We start from the raw sequence: 23,093 nt of genomic DNA, 5'->3' as shown, positions 1-23,093 counted from the left end.
GTCAGCGCCGGCGGAGGTAGCGCAGGAGCAGCGTGTCGCCGGCGCTGAGCACGTGCGCCAGGTGCTGCGGGCGCGGTCCGGGGACCTCGCCGCGGGCGAGCCGCCCCGAGTCCCCCGCCTCGAGCGTCGGAGCGACGGTCAGGCAGAGCTCGTCGACGGCGTCCGCGGCGAGGAGGGTCCCCAGCAGCGACGGACCGCCCTCGCAGTGGATCCGGCCGAGCCCCCGCTCCGCGAGTTGCGCCCGCATCCTGGTCGCGTCGAGCTCCTGGTCGCCGCAGACGAGCACGTCGGCGACCTCGGCGAGCTCCGCGCGGCGCCGGGCCGGCGAGGATCCGGTGGTCACGACGATCGGGCGCACCGGCGCCTCCGTGAAGATCCGCGAGGCGGGATCGAGGTCGAGCGACCCCGAGACGATCGCGAAGACGGGCTGCGGGGCGAGCCCGCTGCCGAGCCGAGCCTGCACGGACTCGTCGCTCAGCACCATCGGGCCGTAGCCCTCGGTCCGCACCGTGCCGGCCGCGACGAGCACCACGTCGGCGAGCCGTCGGAGCAGGTCGAACACGCGCAGGTCCGCCGCGCCCCCGAGATCGCCCGAGACGCCGTCGCGGGTGACCGCTCCGTCGACGCTCGCGACGAAGTCGACGCGGAGCCACTGCTCGCCCGCCCCGTCCGCGTAGAGGGCCAGCAGAGCCTCGTCGGACAGGTCCTGCCCGGCCGGAAGCAGCCCGTCGATGCGGGCGCTCACGCCGCCGGCTCCACGTTGTGGCGGAGGAAGGCGGGCGCTCGCCAGCCGAGCACCGCCTCCGTCATCCGCACGGCGTCGACCGCCTGGCGCACGTCGTGCATCCGCACGATCCGCGCGCCGTTCAGGATGCAGATCACCGCGGCGGCGAGGGAGCCCTCGAGGCGCTCCCCCTGCGGCCGGTCCAGCGCCTCGCCGATGAAGTCCTTGTTGGACACCGCGGCGAGCACCGGGAAGCCGAGCGCGGCCACCTCGCCCAGCCGCCGGGTGAGCTCGAGCGTGTGCAGGGTGTTCTTGTTCAGGTCGTGGCCCGGATCGACGATGATCCTCCCGGCCGGCACGCCTCCCGCGAGCGCGCGATCGACGCGGCCGCGCAGGTGGTCGACCACGGTCGCCACGACGTCGTCGTACTCTGGCCTCTCCGGCTCGCTGCGGGGAGCGCCCACGCTGTGGGTGATGACGAGCTGGGCGGAGGAGGAGGCGACGACCTCGAGCATCCCGGGGTCGTGGAGCCCGCTCGTGTCGTTGATGACGGAGGCGCCCGCGGCGATGCTCGCGCGCGCCACCTCGGCGCTCGTCGTGTCCACCGAGACGACCACGTCGCTCCGCTCCGCGATGCCCGCCACCACAGGGACGACCCGGTCGAGCTCCTCCTGGAGCGCGACGGCCGGGCCGCGGCCGAACGGCACTCCGCCGATGTCGACCCAGTCGGCGCCGAGCTCCGCGGCGCGCACGGCGGCTGCGATCGCGGTGTCCAGCGCGAAGGTGGAGCCCTTGTCGTAGAAAGAGTCGGGCGTGCGGTTCACGACCGCCATCACGGCCACCTGCCGCTCGAAGTCGAACTCTCGTCCGCCGATGTGCCGCGTGGTCATGGGCGCGTCCCTCCCGCTCGGAGCGCCGGGAGAAGGCCGGCGCCGCTCACCCTAGACGAGCGGAGTCGGCGGAGGCTGGAGCGGGCCGCCCTCGAGCAGCACCTGGAAGAGGACGTGGTCCTGCCACTCCCCGGCGATCCGCAGGTAGCGCCTCGCGACGCCGATCCGCTCGAAGCCGTTGCGCTGCAGCACGGTCTGCGATCCGACGTTGTGGAGGAGCGTCCCGGCCTGCACGCGGTGCAGCCCCAGGTCCTCCCGCGCGGTCCGCAGGACGGCTGCGACCGCCCGGGTCATCACGCCGCGGCCCTGCAGACCGCCGTCGAGCCAGTAGCCGAGATCGGCGCTGTCGAAGGCGCCGCGGACGATGTTCGCCAGAGTCAGCCGGCCGACGATCACGCCGCCCGCGTCGAGGACGAGCGGCAGCACGCTGCCGGCCCGGTGCGCGGCGAGCGCGTCGGCGACGGCGTCGGTCTGGCCCCCCGCCTCGAAGAAGCGGGTCGAGCGCGTCGGCTCCCAGGGGGCGAGGTGCCGGCGGTTGCGGCGGTACGCGGCGGCGAGGGCCGGTCCGTCCTCCCGCGAGACGAGCCGCAGGAGGGTTCCCTGGTCGTCGACGGGGATCGGGGCGGGCATCCTGCGAGGGTAGCGCCGGAGCCGGGAACGACAGAACCCCCGGCCAGGGGGCCGGGGGTTCTCGTGGTGGGCGATACTGGGATCGAACCAGTGACCTCTTCCGTGTCAGGGAAGCGCGCTACCGCTGCGCCAATCGCCCGTTGCTCCGTGCGGAGCGCCTCGTTCGGTGAACGATCGAGGTGGATACGGGATTCGAACCCGTGTATACGGCTTTGCAGGCCGCTGCCTCGCCTCTCGGCCAATCCACCGTGTACGGGATTCGGTGTCGGCGGCCCGAGGGCCGACCAGGTGGGAGGTACCCGAGGGTGCCTTCCCGATGACCCCGGTCCGAGGACCGGTGTTCGAGCGGATGACGAGATTCGAACTCGCGACCCTCACCTTGGCAAGGTGATGCGCTACCGCTGCGCCACATCCGCATGTAGGTCGTACTGCTGTTGCCGTCGTGCTGTCTTGCTTGTCACGCTGTCTCTCCGGCGCTTTCGCTGCCCGGCTCGACCTAGAAGAATGTATACGACAGCGGCGCCGGAATCCAAATCGAGCGGACGCCGATCCCGTCACTCGGAGTCCGATCCGCGTCTTTCCGCGCGAAACCGGCTCGTCGACGTCCGTTCACCCGGGCGTGGCGGGCGTCGGCGGTGCATCCGTGCCCCGCGGATCCGCTACGATCGTCTCTCGGGTCGTCCAGCACGTCCCCCTGGGCGATTGGCGCAGTTGGTAGCGCGCTTCCTTCACACGGAAGAGGTCATCGGTTCGAGTCCGGTATCGCCCACCCTCACCCCCGGTCCGTGCTCTCGCACTCGGCCGGGGGTTCTCTCGTCCCGCCGCGGCCGTCCTCCGTCGTCGCCGCGCCCAGCCGAAGGAGCCGACCCGCGATGATGGGCCGCTCGCACGCCGTCTCCGGCGCGCTCGCCTGGGCCGTCGCCGCCTCGGCGCCCGCCGTCGCCGGGCCCCTCGGCCTCGCCGGCCTCCCGCTCGACCTCCGACTGGTCGGCCTCGGAGTCGCCGCCGGCTGGGCGCTCGTGCCCGACGCCGACCACGCGAGCGCGACCGTCTCCCGCTCGGCGCCGGGGGCCTCCCTGCTCACGGCGACCGCGGGCCGGATCAGCGGAGGGCACCGCCACGGGATGCACTCGCTGCTCGCGGTCGCCGTCGTCTGGTACCTGGTGCCGGTACTCACAGCGCTGCGCTTCCCCGTGCCGGTCGTCGGCCCCGTCGCCGTGGCCGCCGTGCTCACGCTGCCCGCCCTCGCCTTCGCCGCGAAAGCGGTCCGGGCCGCCCCCTCGTGGCGGATCGCGTGGGCCGGGGCGACGGTCGTCACAATCCTCCTCGTCGCGCTCGCCGACGGCACCTGGGCGTGGCTCCGGGTCGCCGCGACGCTGGGCTACCTCGTGCACGTGGCCGGCGACGCCCTCACGACGGGCGGGATCAACTGGCTGTGGCCGCTGCGCGTGCGCCTTCCGCGGCGCCTGCGCCGGACACCGCTGCGCCACGTCTGGACCACCGGCGGCTACGCCGCGCTGCCCGTCCTGGGCTCCGCCGGGTCCTGGCGCGAGACCGTCCTCTACTGGCTGATGTCCGCGGCGACGATCGTGCTCACCGCCTCGATGATCACGGCCGGGCTGCTGTAGCCCCGGACGCTCTCCTCAGAAGACCTTCCCCGGGTTCATGATCCCCAGCGGGTCGAACACGGCCTTGATCCCCCGCTGGAGAGCCAGCGAGTCCTCGCCCAGCTCCTCCGCCAGCCAGCGCCGCTTGAGCAGTCCCACGCCGTGCTCGCCCGTGAGGGTGCCGCCGAGGGCCAGGGCCGTGCGGAAGAGCTCCGCGGCGGCCTCCCAGACGTCCTCCTCCACGGGTCCGTCCCCCGCGGGCAGCACGAAGTTCGGGTGGAGGTTCCCGTCCCCCGCGTGGGCGACGGTGGGGATGCTGAGCCCCGTCCGCTCCTCGATGCCGCGGATCGCCGCGAACATCGCCGGCAGCGCGGAGCGGGGCACGCAGACGTCCTCGATCAGCACGCGGCCCTCCGCCTCGAGCGCCGGGTGGAACGCCCGGCGGACAGCCAGCAGAGCCTCGCCCTCGGCCGGGTCCTCGGTCGCCTCGGCGGCGCCCCCGGAGGCGGTCACGATCTCGAGGACGCGCTGCGACTCCTCCGCCGCCCCCCCGCCGTCCGTCTGGACGAGGAGGTACGCCGCACCGCGGTCCAGGGCCGCTCCCGTGTAGCGCGAGATCGCGGCGAGCGCCGCCTCGTCCATCAGCTCCATCACCGCGGGACGGAGCCGAGCGGCGGTGATCGCGGCGGAGGCGGCCGCCGCGGCGACGACGCTCGGGAAGTACGCGCCGACGGTGACCACGCGCCCGCTCGGGATCGGGCGGAGCTTCACGGTGGCCTCCACGATGACGCCCAGCGTCCCCTCCGAGCCGGTCAGGAGCGCGGTGAGGTCGTACCCGGTGACGCCCTTCACGCTGCGGCGGCCGGTGCGGAGCAGGCGTCCGTCGGGGAGGACGACGGCCAGCCCGAGCACCGCCTCCCGGGTCACGCCGTACTTGGCGCACAGCAGCCCCCCGGCGTTCGTCGCGATGTTGCCCCCGATGCTCGAGATCGCCCGGCTGGCGGGGTCGGGCGAGAAGACGAGGCCGTGCGGAGCGACGGCGTCCGACAGCGCCTGGTTGATCACTCCGGGCTCGACGACCGCCAGCTCGTCCTCGAGCGACACCTCGAGGATCCGGTCCATCGCGGCGGTCGAGAGGACGAGCGCTCCCTGGCTCGCCACTCCCCCGGCGGCGAGCCCCGTTCCCGCTCCGCGCGGCACGACGGGGAGCCGGTGCTCCGTCGCGACGCGCAGCGCCGCCTGCACGTCCTCGACCGAGCGGGCCGCGACGAGCGCGAGCGCGCGACCCGGTGCGGCGAAGCCCGACTTGTCGGTGTGCACGGCCTCGAACTCGGGGCCCTCGGTCAGGACCGCGTCTCCGAGCGCGTCGCGCAGCTGTCGGAGGATCTCGTGGTCGTGCATGGTCAACTCCGTGCGGTCGCGGGCGGGTCCTCCCGATCCTTCCACGGGTGCGCGGCAGGATGGCGGGATGACCGGAGTGATGCGATGGCCGCGGTGACGAGCGCGGGGATCCTGCTGCACCGCGACGGCGCCTCCGGCACCGAGGTGTTCCTCGGGCGGATGGGCGGCCCCTTCTGGACCCGGCGCCCGCGGGCGTGGTCGATCCCGAAGGGCGTCTACACGGGCGACGAGACGCCGCTCGAGGCCGCGCGCCGCGAGTTCGAGGAGGAGATCGGCGCTCCTCCGCCCGTCGGGGAGCTGACCCTCCTCGGCGCGTTCCGGCAGAGCGCGGCCAAGACGGTCACGGTCTACGCCGGGCGCGGAGACGCGGACACGGTCTTCGTCTCGAGCAACACCTTCGAGCTGGAGTGGCCGCGGGGCTCCGGCGTGCTGCGCAGCTTCCCCGAGCTGGAGGACGCCCGGTGGCACCCGCTCGACGAGGCCCGCGCGCTGGTGGTGGCCGGCCAGGTCGCCGCCCTCGACGCGCTGGCCGAGCTGCTGGCGGATCCGGACGGCGGGGACCGGGCCGGGACCGCCCCCTAGTCGGCGGTCGCGTAGACGCGCAGGCCCAGCGGTACGATCCGCACCACGGCCTCGTCGAAACCGTCGCGGGAGCCGTCGAAGCGCTCGGTCTCGCCGTCGTGCGCCCACTCGGGGTCGTCCCCCGCGGGCCGTCGCGCGCCGACGGTGATCTCCGGCGTCGAGAACGACTCGACCACCGGTGCCCGCCAGCCGGGCACACGGCCGACCACCGGAGTCGCGCTGCGGCCGAGCAGGAGCGAGACAGCGCCCCGGGTGCGCGGAGTCCGCCCCGAGTGCAGGATGCGCACGTCGAGGTGGCCGTCGTCGAGACGCCGCCGGGCGAGAGGGGCGGCCGTGCGCGGGTGCTCCTGGTTCACGCCGACGAAGTACGACCAGACGAGCTGCGTGCGCCCGTCGCGCCGGAGCTCGAAGGGGTCGGTGCGCCGGACGACCGAGAAGGCCGCGATCACGGCGGCGAGCGGCTTCCCGATCCGCTTCTCGCGCTTCTCCCGGGCCGCGACGAACTCCGGGTAGACGCCGATCGAGACCGTGTTGAGAACCGTCACCGGGTCTCCTCCGTCCGCGACGACCTCGGCCACGTCGACGTCGCGGCGCTCGCCGATCGTCGCCGCGTCGAGCGCGTCCTGGACGCTCAGCAGCCCCAGCGCCTTCGCGAAGTGGTTCATGGTCCCGCCCGGCAGCACGAGCAGCGTCATCCCCTCGGCGCGGGCGAGAGCGGCACCGACCGACATGGTGCCGTCCCCGCCGTAGATGCCGAGCACCCGGGGCGGAGAGTCCCCCGAGCGCGCCTCGCGCACCACGTCGGCGAGGTCCTCGCCGTCGGTCAGCCGGTGCACGCGCGCCTTCGGGAACCGGGCCAGGACGAGCGGCTCGGGATCGGGGCGGTGGGAGTCCCGGCCCGCGCCGGGGTTGAGAACCACGAGCAGGGCGGCGCCGTCCCCCAGCGGGCTGCGGTCGACGGGGGGCCGGGTCGCGCGCTCCGAGACCGGCACGTGGCGCGGCTCGGCCGGCAGGACGGCTCGGCCGACCACCGCGACCGCCGCGCCGAGCGCCGCGCCGCCGAGGACGTCCGAGAGCCAGTGGACGCCGACGTGCAGGCGGGAGAAGGCCACGGCGGCGGCGAGCGGAGCGACCGCCGCCCCCACCCGGGGCGACTCGAGCGCGACCCCTGCGGCGAAGGCGGCGGCGCTCGCCGCGTGCCCCGAGGGGAAGGACGCCGACGTCGGCACCGTCGCCAGGCGCCGGCCGACCGGGACGTCGACGAGGAGCGGCCGGTCGCCGCCGAACACGCGCTTGCCGACCAGATTCGCGAGGGCGCTGGCCGCGGCCAGCGAGGCGGTCCCCCGCAGTGCCTCGCGGGGACGGCCCGCCAGGAGCAGCAGCACGCCGACGCCGGCCCAGAGGACTCCGTGGTCCGCGGCGCGGGAGAGAGCGACGAGCGCGCCGTCGACCAGCGGCGACGGGCGACGGGCGTTCAGCCTCCGAGCCGCGCGCGCGTCCGCCCGGCGCACGACACGGGGGATCGTGACGAGTCGGCGGAGCAGGACGGACGGGGGTCGGGTTCCGCGGAGGGCCATGCCCTCAGCGTAGGAGGAGGCGCCTCCGCGGTCCCTGGACCGGTGCGACGCGCGCTAGATCTCGCCGAAGCCCGACTCGACCAGATCGCCGAGCCGGCCGACGGCCTCCTCGGCCTGCGGCCCGGTGGCCGACAGGACCACCTCGTCCCCGCGGTCCAGGCCCAGCGACATCACGCCGAGCAGGCTCGTGGCGTCCTTGCCGTTCGCGTCGATCCGGGCGTCGAAGGTGGCGGCGAGCGTCACGAAGTCGGCCGCGGGCCGCGCGTGCAGGCCGTTGGGATTGATCAGGCGGACACGGCGCTGCACGCGCTCGTCGGAGGGCGCCGCCTCTTCGGGGGGAGCAGTGAGCGCCTCGCCCCGGGCCGACTCCGCGGCGGCGAGCACCTCGTCCAGCGGCGCCCCCGTGCCCGCCGCGACGGCGGCCGCGACGGCCCCCTCCACCAGCGGGGCGTCGGCGATCCGGACGCGGGCGCGCGCGTCGTCGTCCAGGAACTCCACGGCGGTCTCCGCCGTCATGATCGCCGAGCCGAGGTCGCAGAGGACGACGACCCCCTCGCCGGAGTCCGCCTCCGCCAGGGCCGCCGTGATGCGGTCGAAGCTCGTGCCGATGCCGCCGTCGTCCGTCCCGCCCGCGGCGACCAGCGCGACCGAGGCCGCCATCTGCTCCGCGAGCTCGACCAGCCCCTCAGCCAGCCGCGCGCTGTGCGAGACCAGGACCAGCCCGACGCTCACGCCGCCGCCTCGACCGCCGCGCGGAGCAGGAGCACGGTCGACACGCTCCCGGGATCGCGGTGCCCGATGGCGCGCTCGCCAAGGTAGCTGGCGCGTCCCTTGCGGGCGACCAGCGGGTCCGTCGACTCCGCTCCGCTCTGCGCCGCCTCCGCCGCCGCGGCGAGGACGTCGGCCGGAGCCGCTCCCGCCTCGGCGGCGGCCGTGGCCGCCTCGACCGCCGGCGTCCACGCGTCCACCATCGTCTTGTCGCCCACCTCTGCCTTGCCGCGGAGCACGATGCCGTCCCTCGCCGCGGCCAGGAGCGCTGCGACGTCCGCGCCCTCGAGCGCGTCCCTGCCCGCGACCGCGGCGGAGGCCTTCAGGAACGCCGTGCCGAACAGCGGGCCCGAGGCGCCGCCGACGGTGGAGATGAGCGTCGTCGCGACCAGCTTGAGCACGTCCGCCGGAAGCCCCTGCTCCGGCGCCGCGTCCAGCTTCGCGACCACGGCCTGGAAGCCGCGGTCCATGTTCTCGCCGTGGTCCCCGTCGCCGATCGCCCGGTCGAGCGTGATCAGCTCGACCCGGTGCTCCGAGATCGCCTCGGCGGCGCGGCGGATCCACGCCGTCGCCCACGCCGCGTCGAGCCCGGCTCCCTGTGCGTCCTGCATCGTCGTCTCCTCCTCGTGCGCCGCTCCTGCGGCCGTCGTCCCGGTCATGGTGTGCGCGCGGCGCTCAGCGTCCCCACCGCAGCGCCGCGGTCTGCACCGGCGAGTCCCACAGCTCGGTCAGCGCGTCGTCGAGCTTGAGGACGGTGAGCGAGAAGCCCTGCATCTCGAGCGACGTCGTGTAGTTGCCGACGAGGCTGCGCGCGACGGTGATCCCCTTCTCGGCCAGCGCCTCGGCTGCACGGCGGTAGGCGAGGTACAGCTCGATCTGCGGCGTGCCGCCCATGCCGTTCACCAGGAGCAGCACCTCGTCCCCGGAGGAGAACGGCAGGTCCTCGAGGATCGGGCCGAGGATGCGGTCGACGATGCGGTCGGCCGGCTCCAGCGCGATCTTCTCCCGGCCGGGCTCGCCGTGGATGCCGATGCCGATCTCGATCTCGTCCTCGCCCAGCTCGAAGCTCGGCTCGCCCGCGTGCGGGACGATGCACGGCGTGAGGGCGACGCCCATCGAGCGCACGTTCGCGATCACCGTCTCGGCGACCGTGGCGACCTCGTCGAGGGAGTCGCCCCGCTCGGCGGCGGCGCCCGCGATCCGCTCGACCAGCACGGTGCCGGCCACGCCGCGACGGCCCGCGGTGTAGAGCGAGTCCTTCACCGCGACGTCGTCGTCGACGATCACGCTGCGCACCTCGATCCCCTCCGCGCCGGCGAGGTCGGCCGCGGTCTCGAAGTTCAGGACGTCGCCCGTGTAGTTCTTCACGATGTGCAGCACGCCCGCGCCGCCGTCGACGGCCTGCGTGGCCGCGACGATCGGATCGGGGGTGGGCGAGGTGAAGACGGGACCGGGGACGGCGGCGTCCAGCATCCCGAACCCGACGAAGCCCGCGTGCAGCGGCTCGTGCCCGCTGCCGCCTCCGCTGACGATGCCCACCTTGCCCGAGCGGGGCGCGTCGGCCCGCACCACGAACAGGGGATCGGACACCACCCGCACCAGGTCGGCGTGCGCCAGGCCGAAGCCGGCCACCGACTCCGTGACGACGTTCTTCGGGTCGTTGATGAGCTTCTTCATCGAGGTCTCCTCCAGGATCGGGCCACCACTCGGGCGTCCCGTGACCTGCGGGCGATCCGGCGCGTGGTGGATCGCCGCCCGCACCGTCGCGGACAGCAGCCCCACGTTACGCCCTGCGCTCGCGCCTACGGCAGCGGGACGACGGCGCGCTGCGTCTCGCGCACCCACTCCTCGAGCTTGGCCGTGGCGGCCCCGGAGTCGACGGCCTCCGCCGCGCGGTCCATCGAGGTCCGCAGGCGCTCCAGGATGGGCGCGCGCACCAGGTCCGGGTCGCGCGCCAGGTCGAACGCCGCGAGGCCCGCGGCCGCGTTCAGCAGGACGATGTCGCGGACGGGGCCGCCGGCCCCCGCGAGCACCGAGCGCACGACGCTCGCGTTGTAGGCGGCGTCGCGGCCGCGCAACTCATCGATCCGCGCTCGGCGGAGGCCCAGATCGCGCGGGTCGAGGTCGTGCTCGACCACGGAGCCGCGCGACACCTCCCAGATGTGGCTGTGGCCGGTGGTCGTGAGCTCGTCGAGGCCGTCGTCGCCGCGGAAGACCAGCGCCGTCGCCCCGCGGGTCTGGAACACGCCGACGACCAGCGGCACCCGGTCGAGGTGCGCCACTCCGACGGCCGACGCCTCGGGACGCGCCGGGTTGCAGAGCGGGCCGAGGAAGTTGAACACCGTCGGCACGCCCAGCTCGGCGCGCACCGGACCGGCGTGCCGGAAGCCGGGGTGGAAGAGGGAGGCGAAGACGAAGGCGATCCCCGTCCGCCGGAACACCTCGGCCACCCGCTCGGGAGAGAGGGAGAGGTCGACCCCGAGGGCCGCGAGCACGTCGGAGGAGCCGGAGGAGGAGGACGCGGCCTTGTTCCCGTGCTTCACGACGGGCGTGCCGGCGGCGGCCGCGATGATCGAGGCGGTGGAGGAGATGTTGACGGTCCCGAAGCGGTCCCCGCCCGTCCCGACGATGTCCAGGGCCATCGGATCCACGTCCAGCGGCACCGCGTGGTCGAGGATCGCGTCGCGGAAGCCGACGATCTCGTCGACCGTCTCGCCCTTCGCCCGGAGTGCCACCAGCAGTCCGGCGAGCTGCGCCGGAGTCGCCGCGCCCTCCATCACCTGCTCCATCGCCCACGTCGCCTCGGAGACGCTCAGATCGGAGGACTCGAGGAGTGCGCTGAGAACGTGCGGCCAGGACAGGGTTTCCGACATGGCTCCCAGATTATGCGACGAGGATCGCCTCCCGGCTAGTGCGACTTCCCTCCCCTGCCATCGGCCATAATGGTCTGTGTGACGAGCACCTCTCTCTCCCCCACGGCCACCGCGCCCGTAGTGAACCGACCCAACCCGGTCGCGGTCGGAACGATCGTCTGGCTGGGCAGCGAGGTCATGTTCTTCGCGGGCCTCTTCGCGATCTACTTCACCCTGCGCAGCACCTCCCCCGAGCTCTGGGGCGCCGAGACCCAGATCCTCAACGTGCCGTACGCGGGCGTGAACACGGTGATCCTCGTGGCCTCGTCGTTCAGCTGCCAGTTCGGCGTGTTCGCCGCCGAGCGCCTGCAGCCGCGCGCGACGGGCCTCAGCCCGTTCAAGTGGGGCATGGTCGAGTGGTTCTTCCTCACCTACGCCCTCGGCGCGGTCTTCGTGTCCGGCCAGGTGCTCGAGTACGCGACCCTCGTCTCCGAGGGCGTCACGCTCTCCAGCAACGCCTACGGCTCCGCCTTCTACCTGACGACCGGCTTCCACGCCCTGCACGTCACGGGCGGCCTCATCGCGTTCCTCCTCGTCATCGGCCGCGGCTTCGCGGTCAAGAACTTCGGCCACAAGGAGGCGACGAGCGCCATCGTCGTCTCGTACTACTGGCACTTCGTCGACGTCGTCTGGGTCGGCCTGTTCGCCGTCATCTACTTCCTCAAGTGACGCGCCCGCCGATGCCCCACTCCACTCCCGACCCCCGCAGGAAGGACGCCTCGATGGCCTCCCCGAAGACGAAGAGCCGAGCCAAGAAGGGTCGCCGCCACCCGCTCGCCACCCTGGCCCTGATCGCCATCGGCCTCGGGCTCACCGGCGGGACCTACGCTGCGGTCGGCGTCGCGACATCCGCCTCCGCGGAGACGTCGTCCACCAGCCAGCAGACGATCGACGAGGGCTCGAAGCTCTTCGCCGCGAACTGCGCCACCTGCCACGGCCTCGACGCCGCGGGCACCGACAACGCTCCCTCCCTCATCGGAGTGGGCGCGGCGTCGGTCGACTTCCAGGTCGGCACCGGCCGCATGCCGATGCAGATGCACGGCCCCCAGGCGCTCGAGAAGCCGGTCCAGTTCACCGACGAGCAGGTCGGCGAGCTCGCCGCCTACGTCGCGTCGCTGGCCCCCGGTCCCGCGATCCCCGAGGGCGAGGTCCTCGACGGACAGGGCGACGCCGCGAACGGCGCCGAGCTGTTCCGCATCAACTGCGCCATGTGCCACAACGTCGCCGGAGCCGGTGGCGCGCTCACCGAGGGCAAGTTCGCTCCCCCGCTGGGCGGCGTGACCGAGGCGCACATCTACGAGGCGATGGTCACCGGCCCGCAGAACATGCCGGTCTTCAACGACCTGAACATCTCGCCCGAGGACAAGCGCGACATCATCTCGTACCTCAAGTACATCGAGGCCAACCCGTCCCCGGGCGGATTCGCGCTCGGCTCCCTCGGGCCGGTCGCGGAGGGCCTGTTCCTCTGGATCTTCGGCCTCGGCGCGATCGTGGCCCTGACGGTGTGGATCACCGCCCGATCCAACTAGACGACTGCAGCGCCCTGACGGGCGCGACTGACCCACGGCACCGACTGGTGCCGACACGGCGTGAAAAGGAGAACCATGGCAGAGCACGATGAGGGTGGCACGGACCTCGCCACCTCGTCGGCCACCGGGCACGGAACGGCTCCGGCCGGCACCGCGGTCGTGACGCGGGACCGCGTCCAGGACCCGGGCCTCCCGCCGCACCGCCCCCGGATGACCGACCTCGACCCCAAGGTCGAGAAGCGTGCCGAGCGCACGGTGTACACGCTCTTCTACCTCTCCTTCGCGGGCTCGATCTTCGCGGTCGCCGCCTACATGGCGTTCCCGATCACCGAGGACGTCGCGTCGGTCCGGCTGAACACGCTGTTCATCGGCCTGGGCATGTCCCTCGCGCTCCTGGGCATCGGCATCGCCGCCGTCCACTGGGGCAAGCAGCTGATGTCGGACCACGAGGGCATCGACATCCGCCACCCCGTCCGCAGCGCCGAGCCCACCCGCGCCCGTGCGCTCGAGATCTTCGACCAGTCCGACAAGGAGTCCGGCTTCGGCCGCCGCTCCCTCGTCCGGAACAGCCTGATCGCCTCCCTCGTCGTGTTCCCCCTGCCCGCCGTGATCCTGTTCCGGGGCCTCGGCCCGCAGGACCAGAACCCCGTCGCCCTCCTCAAGACCACGCTGTGGGAAGAGGGGACGAGGCTCACCCTGGACCCGTCGGGAGCGCCGATCCTCGCATCGGACGTCACCCTCGGATCCGCCTTCCACGTCATCCCCGAGGGCCTCAACGACGCCGAGGGCAAGCTGGAGGAGAAGGCCAAGGCCGCCGTCCTCCTGATGCGCCTGAAGCCCGAGGACCTCATCGTCAGTGAGGGTCGCGAGACCTGGAACTACGACGGAATCGTCGCCTACTCCAAGATCTGCACGCACGTCGGCTGCCCTGTGGCGCTGTACGAGCAGCAGACCCACCACCTGCTGTGCCCGTGCCACCAGTCGCAATTCGACATCACGCGCGAGGCCGCCGTCATCTTCGGCCCGGCGAAGCGTCCGCTTCCGCAGCTCCCCATCACCGTCGACGCCGAGGGTTACCTGGTCGCCAGAAGCGACTTCACGGAGCCCGTCGGACCGTCCTTCTGGGAGCGATGACTCACATGTCCACCACCACCCCCTCACGCCCCTCCAGCTCCCCCGCGGAGCCCGAGGACGGCGTCATCCTCGGATCCGGCAAGTTCCAGAAGGGGTACGTCGGAGCGGCGTCGAACTACATCGACGAGCGCACGAGCATCTCCGCGGTCGTCAAGGAGTTCGGTCGCAAGATCTTCCCCGACCACTGGTCCTTCCTCCTCGGCGAGGTCGCGCTCTACAGCTTCGTCATCATCCTGCTGTCGGGCACGTTCCTCACCTTCTTCTTCCAGGCCTCGATGGTCGAGACGCACTACGAGGGCAGCTACCTGCCCCTCAAGGGCATCGAGATGTCGGCGGCGATGTCGTCCTCGCTCGACATCTCCTTCGACATCCGCGGCGGCCTGCTGATGCGGCAGATCCACCACTGGGCGGCGCTGCTGTTCGTGGCCTCGATCGGCCTGCACATGCTGCGCATCTTCTTCACCGGTGCGTTCCGCAAGCCCCGCGAGCTCAACTGGGTCATCGGCTTCGTCCTCTTCATCCTCGCGATGGCCGAGGGCTTCACCGGCTACTCGCTGCCCGACGACCTGCTCTCGGGCAACGGCCTCCGCATCATCGACGGCATGGTCAAGGGCATCCCGATCGTCGGCACCTGGATCTCGTTCCTGCTCTTCGGCGGCGAGTTCCCGGGCACCGACATCGTCGGCCGCCTCTACACCCTGCACATCCTGCTGCTGCCGGCGCTGGTGCTCGCGTTCATCGCCCTGCACCTCGTGTTCGTGGTCGTCCACAAGCACACCCAGTTCCCCGGTGCGGGCAAGACCGAGCAGAACGTCGTCGGCTACCCGGTGCTGCCGGTCTACGCCGCGAAGGCCGGTGGATTCTTCTTCATCGTCTTCGGCGTCGTCGTCCTCATCGCCTCGCTGTTCACGATCAACCCGATCTGGAACTACGGCCCGTACGACCCCTCCCCCGTCTCCGCGGGAACCCAGCCCGACTGGTACATCGGCTTCGCCGACGGCGCCCTGCGCCTCGTCCCGCCGGGACTCGAGTGGGCCATCCCGGGCATCGGAACCCTGTCGTTCAACATCCTGATCCCGCTCGTCGGTCTCGGACTGTTCATCGCCGTGGTCATGCTCTACCCGTTCCTCGAGGCGTGGATCACCGGTGACAAGCGCGAGCACCACCTGCTCGACCGCCCGCGCAACGCCGCGACCCGCACCGCGATCGGCGCCGCCGGAGTCAGCTTCTACGCCGTCCTCTGGGCCGCCGCGTCGTCCGACATCATCGCGACGCACTTCCACCTCACGATGGAGGGCGTGATCCACAGCCTGCAGTTCCTGCTCATCGTGGGTCCGTTCATCGCGTACTTCATCACCAAGCGCATCTGCTTGGCGCTGCAGAAGAAGGACCGCGAGATCGCTCTGCACGGCTTCGAGTCGGGCCGCATCGTCCGCCTTCCCGGCGGCGAGTTCATCGAGGTGCACCAGCAGCTCGACGAGTACGAGCGCTGGAAGCTCGTCGGTCAGGACGAGTACGAGCCGCTGATGATCCGCCCGGACTCGCGTGGCCGCATCACCGCCCCGCAGCGCGTCCGCGCCGGCCTCTCCCGCTGGTTCTTCGAGGACCGGATCACCCCCGTCACCCAGAAGGAGCTCGAGAGCTCGCACAGCGAGCACTGACCTCCTCTCGAAGGGCCCGGACGTTCATTCGTCCGGGCCCTTCGTCGTTCCCAGCGGGTGCCGTCGGCGTCAGCTCGGGGCGGGTTCGGCGGTGCCTCCTTCGCGGCGCCCAGACGTCCGGGACCTCCGTCGTCGGCTGCGGGACTCGAAGTGCGAGGCTGATGGCCTCCTGCTGGTCAGAAGCGTCGGTGTCCGCCGCGAGCGGGCCGGAGGCCCTGCTCGTGTCCTCGGGGCTCAGCATGACCGAGTGCCGGGAAAGGTCCCCGGAACGAGCCTCGGGCTCCTGTGACGGCGGTACAACCGACCGCACTCCGCGGTCCCCCGTTCCGGAGACGGTCGACACCTCTCCGCCGTGCAGCCTGGCTCCGAGGCCTCTCGGATGGTCGCCTCCTGACTCGGGCCACAACTCCCCGTGACGCCTCACTCCGCCGCTGCGTCCCGAATGGTCGCCTCGTCACTCCGGCGACGACCGTCATCGACGCCTCGTTCAGACGAGGGGTCCCGAATGGTCGTCCTCTGACTCAGACGAAGACCGTTCGTGTCGCCTCGCATCGACCAGGTCGGACCTTCGGACGATCCGGAGCCGCGAACCGCGGTCGTGCGTACGGCGGAGCGTCAGCGGGAGCCCGTGCGGTGGGCCGTGACCTCTCTGCGGCCCGTCCCGGCGCTCATCCGACCAAGCAGACCGATGTCGCGCGCGTCTCTCATCGGAGGCAGGGACCACGCTGTCTCGACCGCGTCCACTGCTCCGCCACGTCGCCCGCAGGAGTCCTCGCGGATCCCGCGGTCGACCGTTGCCTCCGCGACCTCTCCGGGGCGGGCTGGACAGCACCCGTCCCGCGCGTCGCTCCCCACCGTGGTCGGAGAGGCGGAGCTGCGTCGCGAGTCACTGAGCCCTCGGTGGCTCGCCGCCTCCGACGACGATGATCCTCACGCGCGGTATGGCGGGCGCCCCGTCGCAGGCGTCACTCCACCTGGAACGCCGCCAGTGACGCCTCTCCACGCAGGAACGAACAGCGTGAGTCCAGCTCGCCCGCCTTCCTCCCGAGACAGTGCGTGCTACGGCCCATCCACCGCGAGGCGGCGGGCACCGCGGATCGGTGAGGCACACGCGCCCGCCGGTGTCCGATGTGCAGAAGTTGTCGCGCTCGCACCCCGAGTGCGACAACTCCTGGCTCCTGGTGGCGCTCCACGCCATCGATAACAGGGAAGGTGCAGTGACGAGCGCGACACCACTGCGACTTCTCCGGACGGGGAAGCGGTAGCGACGCCCGACCGCTGGCTGGTCGTGCGGTCCCTCGTGTGCTCCCTGTCAGCCGCGCGCACCGGCGGACGACCCGCACGCCAGCGCCTGGTGGTGCCTCGGAGCCATCTCGGACGGGCATGGAGCGGACCGGCGCACCGGTGGACGCGTCAGCGTCTCTCCGTCACGACGTGAGCGCGGACCGGCGCACCGGTGGACGCGTCAGCGGCTGTCGGCCAGGGTAGGACGCGGGCGAGGAGTACCGCAGCGCCGGCCGCTCGGGCACAGCAAGCGTTGCACGACGTCTCCAGGAACTCCGGAGGAGTACCGCACTGCCCTCACGTGCGCCCCCTCCCTAGGCTGCTGCCCGCAGAGGCGCCACTCCGCCCGAGCCGACTGGTCTTCACTCGCACGACGCCCGCCCACAAGCTCCGCCCGCGAAAGCACCTGCGTCCCACCCGACCAGCCCTTGCTCGAACGGAGACTGACCAGAAGCTGCTCCCCGCAGAGGCACCACCCCGCCGAATCCGAGCCGATCTCCGCTCGGCGGAAACGCTCCTCGTGCGGGGGCCTCAGCGCACGCAGAAGGCCGGGTGCCCGGAGCCGAAGCCCTCGTGCACCCGGCCCTCGGCCGTGCGATCTGCCCTAGCGGGCGAAGTATCCGCGGTAGTACTCGTACACCCAGCCGGCGATGGCGACCAGGAAGAGCCCGACGGCGATGTAGGTGATCCAGAAGCCCACGGCCAGGCCGAGGAATCCGAGGGCGGCGGAACCGCCCAGGATCAGCGGCCACCAGCTCCACGGGCTGAAGAAGCCCAGCTCGGGATCTCCGTCGTCGATGTCCGCGTCGAGGCGGTCCTCGGGGAGCTCGGCACCCTGCGCCTTGTGGACGCGGCCGACGTAGAACGCGATGAACGCGCCCAGGACGGCCGAGAGGCCGATGCCGACGGTGCCGACCCATTCCACCTGACCCATGTCGAGCATCGACCACACGATGTACGTGATGTCGGCGAGGAGGAAGAAGCCCGCGAGGAGCCAGAAGAGATTGACGTTGGCGCGCATGGCCTTACTTCACCGTGCCTTCGGACTTGTCGTACGTGGGGGCGTCCGGAGCGTCCTTCGCCGGACCGATTCCGACGGGGATGCCGGCCTCGGGGTGATTGAGGTCGAACGCCGGGGCCTCGCTGCGGATGCGCGGGATCGAGGTGAAGTTGTGGCGGGGCGGCGGGCACGAGGTGGCCCACTCGAGCGACCGGGAGAAGCCCCACGGGTCGTTCACCGTCACCTTGGGCGCCTTGCGGGCCGTGATGTACACGTTCAGGAAGAACGGGATCAGCGACACCGCGAGGATCATCGCTCCGACCGTCGACACCTGGTTCATCCAGGTGAAGCCGTCCTCGGGCAGGTAGCTGGCGTAGCGGCGCGGCATGCCGACGACGCCCAGCCAGTGCTGGATGAGGAAGGTGGTGTGGAAGCCGATGAACAGCAGCCAGAAGTGCCACTTGCCCAGCGTCTCGTTCAGCATCTTGCCGGTCCACTTGGGCCACCAGAAGTAGAAGCCCGAGAACATCGCGAAGACGACGGTTCCGAAGACGACGTAGTGGAAGTGCGCCACGACGAAGTAGGAGTCGGAGACGTGGAAGTCGAGCGGCGGCGAGGCGAGGATGACGCCGGTGAGTCCACCGAAGGTGAAGGTGATCAGGAAGCCGATCGCCCAGATCATCGGGGTCTCGAAGGTCACCGAGCCGCGCCACATGGTGCCGACCCAGTTGAAGATCTTCACGCCGGTGGGGACCGCGATCAGCATCGTCATCAACGAGAAGAACGGCAGCAGAACCGACCCGGTGACGTACATGTGGTGGGCCCACACCGTCACGGACAGGGCGGCGATCGCGATCGTCGCGTAGATCAGCGTCTTGTAGCCGAAGATCGGCTTGCGGCTGAAGACCGGGAAGACCTCGGACACGATGCCGAAGAACGGCAGCGCGATGATGTACACCTCGGGGTGGCCGAAGAACCAGAACAGGTGCTGCCAGAGCAGGACGCCGCCGTTGGCCGCGTCGTAGATGTGGGCGTCGAACACGCGGTCGGCACCGAGGGCGAACATCGCCGCGGCGAGCACCGGGAACGCGAGCAGCACGAGGATCGACGTCACCAGGATGTTCCAGGTGAAGATCGGCATGCGGAACATCGTCATGCCGGGGGCGCGCATCGTGATGATCGTCGTGATGAAGTTGACCGCGCCGAGGATCGTGCCGAAGCCCGAGAGCGCCAGGCCGAAGACCCAGAGGTTGCCGCCGAGCCCTGGTGAGAACGTCGTGCTCGACAGTGGCGCGTACGCGAACCAGCCGAACGACGCCGCACCCTGCGGGGTGACGAATCCGGCGACCGCGATGAGCGAGCCGAAGCTGTAGAGCCAGTACGCGAAGGCGTTGAGCCGGGGGAACGCGACGTCGGGTGCGCCGATCTGCAGCGGCATCAGGACGTTGGCGAACCCCGCGAAGAGCGGCGTCGCGAACATCAGCAGCATGATCGTGCCGTGCATCGTGAAGAGCTGGTTGTACTGCTCGCGCGTCTCGACCACGTTCAGGCCGGGCTCGAACAGCTGGGCGCGGATGACCAGGGCCATCACGCCGGCGATGCAGAAGTAGATGAACGACGTGATCAGGTACATGTACCCGATGACCTTGTGGTCGGTCGACGTCATCCAGCGGACGAGGACGTTCGCCTTGCGCTGGACCGGCGGAATGCCGGCGGTGCGCGTCGGGCGGGGTGCCGTGGCGGTGCTCATGCTCCCTTACTCCTCGTTCTCGCGGGCCGGCGCGCCGGTTCCGGGAAGGTTCGAATTGCGGTTGTACTCGGCGCCGAGCTGGCCGGTCTGGCCCGCGTCGCGCAGCGACTGGATGTAGTCGTCGTACTCGCCCTGCGAGACGACCTTGACGTTGAAGAGCATCGCCGAGTGGTACTCGCCGCAGAGCTCGGCGCACTTGCCGGCGTAGGTCCCCTCCTTGAGCGGCGTGACGTACATGTAGTTCGTCTTGCCGGGGATCATGTCCTTCTTGTAGAGGAAGTCGACGACCCAGAAGGAGTGGATCACGTCGCGCGCGTCGAGCTGGATCTTGATCTTCTGCCCGACGGGCAGGTAGAGCGTGGGGATCTCGGACTCGACGAGCGAGCCGGCCGCGTCCCCGCCCTCCTGGTACTGGCCCTGGATGCCGGCCGAGTAGACGTCCTCGTCGACGTAGTTGAAGTCCCACGCCCACTGCTTGCCGTACACCTGGATGGTCTCGTCCGGGTCGTCGTACGGCTGCTCGATGGCGGCCTGGTCGCGCGCGGTGAAGGCGAAGAAGCCGATCACGAGGATCAGCGGAACGATCGTGTAGAAGATCTCGATCGGCATGTTGTAGCGCAGCTGGACCGGCAGGCCGGTCTGCCCCTTGCGACGGCGGTAGACGACCACCGCCCAGATGGTGAGACCCCACGTGACGACGCCGACTGCGAGCAGGACGATCCAGGAGGTGACCCAGAGTCCGATGACGCGGTCGACGTGGTTCGTCGTGCCGGGTTCGGTGGGGAGCCAGCCCTGGAGCTGCTCCTGCGTGCAGCCCGCGAGGACGAGGGCGAGGGCTCCTGCGACGGGGGCAGCGACCCATCTGCGGATTCGGCGATTGAAGCGCACCGGTGACCTTTCGGAAGACTGGGGACCAGTTCACACGAAACTGTATTAGACCGGCTCCAGCCTACCCTTCCGCTCCGGCACCCCGGTGCACGACGACCCGCTCTTGACGTCCCGGCCGAGTGGTGCAGTCATGACGAACGGCGCCCGACGGGCCACCGGAGTGGACTGTCGGACGCCGTTCGGACGCGCTGCGGCCCGGGGCCGCACGGCGTCAGTGGAAGCTGTCGCCGCAGGCGCAGCTGCCGCCCGCGTTGGGGTTGTCGATGGTGAAGCCCTGCTTCTGGATGGTGTCCTCGAAGTCGATCGAGGCGCCGTCGAGGTACGGGACGCTCATCTTGTCGACGACGAGGCCGACGCCCTCGAACTCCACCGCGGCGTCGCCGTCGAGGCTGCGCTCGTCGAAGTAGAGCTGGTAGATGAGGCCGGAGCAGCCTCCGGGCTGCACGGCGACGCGCAGGCGCAGGTCGTCGCGGCCCTCCTGCTCGAGCAGGCTCTTGACCTTGGCGGCGGCGGTCGGGGTCATCGAGACGCCGTGGGCCGCGCTGGGCGGGGTGGCGAGGGGGGTCGCCGTCTGGTCGGTCAGTGTGTCTGACATGTCACTCCTCAGGGGACGGGCGGAACGGTCGTCGTGCCTTCCGGGATTCTACGGCTGCAACCCGGGTGGTCACCGGGGTATTCCACGACCGGTGGTCAGTCGCGGTGCGCGGCGGCGCGGAGCAGGAACAGCGCCTCGGTCTGCGCGGCCCGCTTGAAGACGCCCAGGTGCAGCGACTCGTTGGGGCTGTGCGCGCGCGAGTCGGGGTCCTCGACACCGGTGACGAGGATCTGCGCCTCGGGGAATTCGCGCACGAGATCCGCGATGAACGGGATGCTCCCGCCGATCCCCGTCTCGAGGGGCTCGCGGCCCCAGGCGTCCGCCATCGCGCCCTTCACCAGGTCCACGGCCCAGCCGGTCGCGTCGACCAGGAAGGGGCTGCCGGTGTCGACGTCCTCGATCGCGAGGTGAGCGCCGAACGGGGAGTTCGCGCGCAGGTGGCTCTCGATCGCGGTGAAGGCCTCGTCCGCGTCCTGGCCGGGGGCGATGCGGGCGCTGATCTTCACGCGCACGGACGGGACGAGGGTGTTGGAGGCGTCGACGACACTGGGCGCGTCGATCCCGGTGACCGTGACGGCCGGCTTCGACCACAGGCGCGAGAGGATCGCGCCGGTGCCGATCGGCGAGACCCCGTCGAGCAGGCCGGAGTCGCGGCGCAGGTCCTCCTCGGTCGTCTCGGGGACCGCGCCGTCGTGCTCGGTGAGGCCGGCGACGGCGACCGAGCCGTCCTCGTTCCAGAGGGTCGCGAGGAGGCGGACCGCTGCGAGCATCGCGTCCGGTACCGCTCCGCCGAGCATGCCCGAGTGCGAGGCGTGCGCGAGGGTGCTGATGGTGAGGGTGAAGGTGACGTTCCCGCGCAGGCCCACCGTCAGCGCGGGGGTGTCGATGTCCCAGTTGTCGCTGTCGGCGACGATGATCGCGTCCGCGCGGAGGGCGTCGTGGTGCTCGCGGAGGAAGGTGGGGAACGAGCGCGACCCGAACTCCTCCTCGCCCTCGATGAAGAGGACGAGCCCGAGGTCGTGGTCCTCGCCCGCGACCTCCAGCAGTGCGCGCACCGCGGCGAGGTGGGACACGACGCCGGCCTTGTCGTCGGCGGCACCGCGTCCGTACAGCCGGTCGCCGCGCACGGTCGGCTCGAACGGAGGCGTCTCCCACGCCGACTCGGCGCCCTGCGGCTGCACGTCGTGGTGGGCGTAGAGGAGGACCGTCGGCGCTCCGTTGCGGGCGGCGCGGGTGGCCAGGACGGCCGGCTGGCCGAGCACGTCGGTCCCGTCGATCGTGGCGCTGTGGATCGCGACGTCGTCGAAGACACCCGTCTCCCGAGCGAGCTCGGCGATGGCCTCGGCGCTGGCGGCCACGCGGGTGGCGTCGAAGCCGTCCCACGAGACGGACGGGATCCGCACGAGCTGCCCGAGCTGGGCGAGCGAGCGCGGCAGATCGTCGCGGACGGCGGCGAGGACGGCCTCCTCGTCGGAGGAGAGTGCGGGCGGAGTCGGAGCGTCGTGAGCCATGGAGGTAATCTTAAGAGACCCCCGATTCCAAGGACGTTCCCCGTGGCCAAGCACCCGATCGCAACCGACACGCCCGACGACGCCGGCTCCCCCGGCTCCGGGAAGGGCCGGCCGACGCCGACCCGACGCGAGCAGGAGCTGGCCCGCAAGCGTCCGCTGGTCGTCACCGACCGCAAGCAGGCCGCCCGCGACGCCCGCGAGAAGGCCGCTGTGTCGCGCGAGCAGGCCCGCATCGGCCTCGCTGCCGGCGACCAGCGCTACCTGCCGCTGCGCGACAAGGGTCCGCAGCGCAAGTTCGTGCGCGACTGGGTCGACGCGCGCTTCAGCCTCGGCGAGTTCCTCATCCCGGTGATGGTCGTCGTCCTGCTGCTGAGCTTCTTCCCGCAGCCGGAGCTGCAGTACGCGACCCTCGTCATCCTCTGGGTGTTCTTCCTCCTCGCGGTGATCGACTGCATCCTCCTCGGCATGCGCATGCGCCGGAAGCTCGCCGAGCGCTACGGCGCCGACAAGGTCGAGAAGGGCATCCGCTGGTACGCCGCGATGCGCGCCCTGCAGCTGCGCGTCATGCGCCTGCCGAAGCCCCAGGTCAAGCGCCGCGCCTTCCCCGAGTAGTCGGACGGCGGACCACCGAGGGCCCCTGCGGTCGCGCC

At 71.5% G+C, this 23,093-nt stretch carries 21 protein-coding genes and 4 tRNA genes; 8 read left to right on the top strand and 17 right to left on the bottom strand.

The window, feature by feature from the left end; genetic code table 11:
• Position 1: 1 nt before the first annotated feature.
• The 6 genes from GSU45_RS07185 to GSU45_RS07160 all read right to left on the bottom strand — a co-directional run bounded on the left by GSU45_RS07185 (position 2) and on the right by GSU45_RS07160 (position 2,660).
• Positions 2 to 745 (bottom strand): pyrimidine reductase family protein, encoded by a 744-nt coding sequence (locus GSU45_RS07185; RefSeq protein WP_159913863.1) that lies wholly within the window; start codon positions 743 to 745, stop codon positions 2 to 4.
• A complete protein-coding gene (gene folP, locus GSU45_RS07180; RefSeq protein ID WP_159913861.1) occupies positions 742 to 1,614 on the bottom strand; it encodes a dihydropteroate synthase in 873 nt (290 codons plus the stop codon). The genes GSU45_RS07185 and folP overlap by 4 nt, the downstream gene beginning before the upstream one ends.
• A gap of 51 nt (positions 1,615 to 1,665) precedes the next feature.
• Entirely contained in the window at positions 1,666 to 2,244 is a 579-nt protein-coding gene (locus GSU45_RS07175; RefSeq protein WP_159913859.1) for a GNAT family N-acetyltransferase, read from the bottom strand.
• 64 nt (positions 2,245 to 2,308) lie between these two features.
• A tRNA-Val gene (locus tag GSU45_RS07170) sits at positions 2,309 to 2,383 on the bottom strand.
• Between the two features lie 38 nt (positions 2,384 to 2,421).
• Positions 2,422 to 2,492, bottom strand: a tRNA-Cys gene (locus tag GSU45_RS07165).
• 96 nt (positions 2,493 to 2,588) lie between these two features.
• Positions 2,589 to 2,660 (bottom strand) — tRNA-Gly (locus GSU45_RS07160).
• 280 nt (positions 2,661 to 2,940) lie between these two features.
• On the opposite strand from GSU45_RS07160, the gene GSU45_RS07155 reads away from it, so the two are divergent.
• Positions 2,941 to 3,013 (top strand) — tRNA-Val (locus GSU45_RS07155).
• Positions 3,014 to 3,116: 103 nt separating this feature from the next.
• Positions 3,117 to 3,872: a metal-dependent hydrolase gene (locus tag GSU45_RS07150; RefSeq protein ID WP_159913857.1), complete on the top strand. Its 756-nt coding sequence runs from the start codon at positions 3,117 to 3,119 to the stop codon at positions 3,870 to 3,872.
• A 15-nt stretch (positions 3,873 to 3,887) separates the two neighbouring features.
• Here the strand turns inward: GSU45_RS07150 and GSU45_RS07145 are convergent, their stop codons facing one another.
• A complete protein-coding gene (locus tag GSU45_RS07145; protein WP_159913855.1) occupies positions 3,888 to 5,252 on the bottom strand; it encodes an FAD-linked oxidase C-terminal domain-containing protein in 1,365 nt (454 codons plus the stop codon).
• Between the two features lie 84 nt (positions 5,253 to 5,336).
• On the opposite strand from GSU45_RS07145, the gene GSU45_RS07140 reads away from it, so the two are divergent.
• Positions 5,337 to 5,834 (top strand): NUDIX domain-containing protein, encoded by a 498-nt coding sequence (locus GSU45_RS07140; protein WP_159913853.1) that lies wholly within the window; start codon positions 5,337 to 5,339, stop codon positions 5,832 to 5,834.
• Here the strand turns inward: GSU45_RS07140 and GSU45_RS07135 are convergent.
• From GSU45_RS07135 to trpD, 5 genes are all read right to left on the bottom strand, one after another.
• Positions 5,831 to 7,411, bottom strand: a complete 1,581-nt coding sequence (locus tag GSU45_RS07135) for a bifunctional phosphatase PAP2/diacylglycerol kinase family protein (RefSeq protein WP_159913851.1) — start codon at positions 7,409 to 7,411, stop codon at positions 5,831 to 5,833. The two genes, GSU45_RS07140 and GSU45_RS07135, sit on opposite strands and share 4 nt — an antisense overlap.
• A gap of 54 nt (positions 7,412 to 7,465) precedes the next feature.
• Positions 7,466 to 8,143, bottom strand: a complete 678-nt coding sequence (gene dhaM, locus GSU45_RS07130; protein WP_159913849.1) for a dihydroxyacetone kinase phosphoryl donor subunit DhaM — start codon at positions 8,141 to 8,143, stop codon at positions 7,466 to 7,468.
• Positions 8,140 to 8,790, bottom strand: a complete 651-nt coding sequence (dhaL, locus tag GSU45_RS07125; RefSeq protein ID WP_159913847.1) for a dihydroxyacetone kinase subunit DhaL — start codon at positions 8,788 to 8,790, stop codon at positions 8,140 to 8,142. The genes dhaM and dhaL overlap by 4 nt, the downstream gene beginning before the upstream one ends.
• 64 nt (positions 8,791 to 8,854) lie before the next feature.
• Entirely contained in the window at positions 8,855 to 9,856 is a 1,002-nt protein-coding gene (dhaK, locus tag GSU45_RS07120) for a dihydroxyacetone kinase subunit DhaK (protein WP_159913845.1), read from the bottom strand.
• A gap of 125 nt (positions 9,857 to 9,981) precedes the next feature.
• Complete coding sequence (gene trpD / locus GSU45_RS07115; RefSeq protein ID WP_159913843.1) at positions 9,982 to 11,052, bottom strand: anthranilate phosphoribosyltransferase; 1,071 nt, start codon at positions 11,050 to 11,052, stop codon at positions 9,982 to 9,984.
• A 69-nt stretch (positions 11,053 to 11,121) separates the two neighbouring features.
• Here trpD and GSU45_RS07110 point away from each other — a divergent pair, with 69 nt between their 5' ends.
• From GSU45_RS07110 to GSU45_RS07095, 4 genes are all read left to right on the top strand, one after another.
• Complete coding sequence (locus tag GSU45_RS07110; protein WP_104224647.1) at positions 11,122 to 11,760, top strand: heme-copper oxidase subunit III; 639 nt, start codon at positions 11,122 to 11,124, stop codon at positions 11,758 to 11,760.
• 53 nt (positions 11,761 to 11,813) lie between these two features.
• Positions 11,814 to 12,620 (top strand): c-type cytochrome, encoded by an 807-nt coding sequence (locus GSU45_RS07105; protein ID WP_104224648.1) that lies wholly within the window; start codon positions 11,814 to 11,816, stop codon positions 12,618 to 12,620.
• Positions 12,621 to 12,695: 75 nt separating this feature from the next.
• Positions 12,696 to 13,754, top strand: a complete 1,059-nt coding sequence (locus GSU45_RS07100; RefSeq protein ID WP_104225358.1) for a Rieske 2Fe-2S domain-containing protein — start codon at positions 12,696 to 12,698, stop codon at positions 13,752 to 13,754.
• Positions 13,755 to 13,759: 5 nt separating this feature from the next.
• The gene (locus GSU45_RS07095; protein ID WP_159913841.1) at positions 13,760 to 15,415 is read left to right on the top strand and encodes a ubiquinol-cytochrome c reductase cytochrome b subunit; all 1,656 of its coding nucleotides are present in this window, start codon (positions 13,760 to 13,762) and stop codon (positions 15,413 to 15,415) included.
• A gap of 1,888 nt (positions 15,416 to 17,303) precedes the next feature.
• On the opposite strand, the gene GSU45_RS07090 is transcribed toward GSU45_RS07095, so the two are convergent.
• The 5 genes from GSU45_RS07090 to GSU45_RS07070 form a co-directional block, all read right to left on the bottom strand.
• Entirely contained in the window at positions 17,304 to 17,720 is a 417-nt protein-coding gene (locus tag GSU45_RS07090; protein ID WP_159913839.1) for a cytochrome c oxidase subunit 4, read from the bottom strand.
• A gap of 4 nt (positions 17,721 to 17,724) precedes the next feature.
• Positions 17,725 to 19,449 carry a cytochrome c oxidase subunit I gene (gene ctaD / locus GSU45_RS07085; protein WP_104276432.1) on the bottom strand — a complete coding sequence of 575 codons (1,725 nt, stop codon included), beginning with the start codon at positions 19,447 to 19,449 and terminating at the stop codon, positions 17,725 to 17,727.
• 6 nt (positions 19,450 to 19,455) lie between these two features.
• Positions 19,456 to 20,337 carry a cytochrome c oxidase subunit II gene (coxB, locus tag GSU45_RS07080; protein ID WP_104224653.1) on the bottom strand — a complete coding sequence of 294 codons (882 nt, stop codon included), beginning with the start codon at positions 20,335 to 20,337 and terminating at the stop codon, positions 19,456 to 19,458.
• Between the two features lie 211 nt (positions 20,338 to 20,548).
• Positions 20,549 to 20,932 carry an iron-sulfur cluster insertion protein ErpA gene (gene erpA, locus GSU45_RS07075; protein WP_159913837.1) on the bottom strand — a complete coding sequence of 128 codons (384 nt, stop codon included), beginning with the start codon at positions 20,930 to 20,932 and terminating at the stop codon, positions 20,549 to 20,551.
• A gap of 95 nt (positions 20,933 to 21,027) precedes the next feature.
• Positions 21,028 to 22,443: a dipeptidase gene (locus tag GSU45_RS07070; protein ID WP_159913835.1), complete on the bottom strand. Its 1,416-nt coding sequence runs from the start codon at positions 22,441 to 22,443 to the stop codon at positions 21,028 to 21,030.
• 42 nt (positions 22,444 to 22,485) lie between these two features.
• On the opposite strand from GSU45_RS07070, the gene GSU45_RS07065 reads away from it, so the two are divergent.
• Positions 22,486 to 23,055, top strand: a complete 570-nt coding sequence (locus tag GSU45_RS07065; protein WP_181027102.1) for a DUF3043 domain-containing protein — start codon at positions 22,486 to 22,488, stop codon at positions 23,053 to 23,055.
• Positions 23,056 to 23,093: the final 38 nt, after the last annotated feature.

This window comes from Rathayibacter sp. VKM Ac-2801 (assembly GCF_009834245.1).
GTDB lineage: Bacteria > Actinomycetota > Actinomycetes > Actinomycetales > Microbacteriaceae > Rathayibacter.
Note: the sequence above shows the minus strand (reverse complement) of the source record. Positions and strands in the feature narration are given on the sequence as shown.

Excerpts from the sequence above, each read along its gene's own strand:
- erpA (WP_159913837.1), bottom strand. The coding sequence starts at position 20,932 with ATGTCAGACACACTGACCGACCAGACGGCGACCCCCCTCGCCACCCCG.
- GSU45_RS07095 (WP_159913841.1), top strand. The coding sequence starts at position 13,760 with ATGTCCACCACCACCCCCTCACGCCCCTCCAGCTCCCCCGCGGAGCCC.
- GSU45_RS07135 (WP_159913851.1), bottom strand. The coding sequence starts at position 7,411 with ATGGCCCTCCGCGGAACCCGACCCCCGTCCGTCCTGCTCCGCCGACTC.
- folP (WP_159913861.1), bottom strand. The coding sequence starts at position 1,614 with ATGACCACGCGGCACATCGGCGGACGAGAGTTCGACTTCGAGCGGCAG.
- GSU45_RS07105 (WP_104224648.1), top strand. The coding sequence starts at position 11,814 with ATGGCCTCCCCGAAGACGAAGAGCCGAGCCAAGAAGGGTCGCCGCCAC.
- GSU45_RS07150 (WP_159913857.1), top strand. The coding sequence starts at position 3,117 with ATGATGGGCCGCTCGCACGCCGTCTCCGGCGCGCTCGCCTGGGCCGTC.
- GSU45_RS07110 (WP_104224647.1), top strand. The coding sequence starts at position 11,122 with ATGGTCTGTGTGACGAGCACCTCTCTCTCCCCCACGGCCACCGCGCCC.
- GSU45_RS07145 (WP_159913855.1), bottom strand. The coding sequence starts at position 5,252 with ATGCACGACCACGAGATCCTCCGACAGCTGCGCGACGCGCTCGGAGAC.
- GSU45_RS07070 (WP_159913835.1), bottom strand. The coding sequence starts at position 22,443 with ATGGCTCACGACGCTCCGACTCCGCCCGCACTCTCCTCCGACGAGGAG.
- trpD (WP_159913843.1), bottom strand. The coding sequence starts at position 11,052 with ATGTCGGAAACCCTGTCCTGGCCGCACGTTCTCAGCGCACTCCTCGAG.
- GSU45_RS07140 (WP_159913853.1), top strand. The coding sequence starts at position 5,337 with ATGGCCGCGGTGACGAGCGCGGGGATCCTGCTGCACCGCGACGGCGCC.
- dhaK (WP_159913845.1), bottom strand. The coding sequence starts at position 9,856 with ATGAAGAAGCTCATCAACGACCCGAAGAACGTCGTCACGGAGTCGGTG.
- ctaD (WP_104276432.1), bottom strand. The coding sequence starts at position 19,449 with ATGAGCACCGCCACGGCACCCCGCCCGACGCGCACCGCCGGCATTCCG.
- GSU45_RS07100 (WP_104225358.1), top strand. The coding sequence starts at position 12,696 with ATGGCAGAGCACGATGAGGGTGGCACGGACCTCGCCACCTCGTCGGCC.
- GSU45_RS07175 (WP_159913859.1), bottom strand. The coding sequence starts at position 2,244 with ATGCCCGCCCCGATCCCCGTCGACGACCAGGGAACCCTCCTGCGGCTC.
- dhaL (WP_159913847.1), bottom strand. The coding sequence starts at position 8,790 with ATGCAGGACGCACAGGGAGCCGGGCTCGACGCGGCGTGGGCGACGGCG.
- GSU45_RS07090 (WP_159913839.1), bottom strand. The coding sequence starts at position 17,720 with ATGCGCGCCAACGTCAATCTCTTCTGGCTCCTCGCGGGCTTCTTCCTC.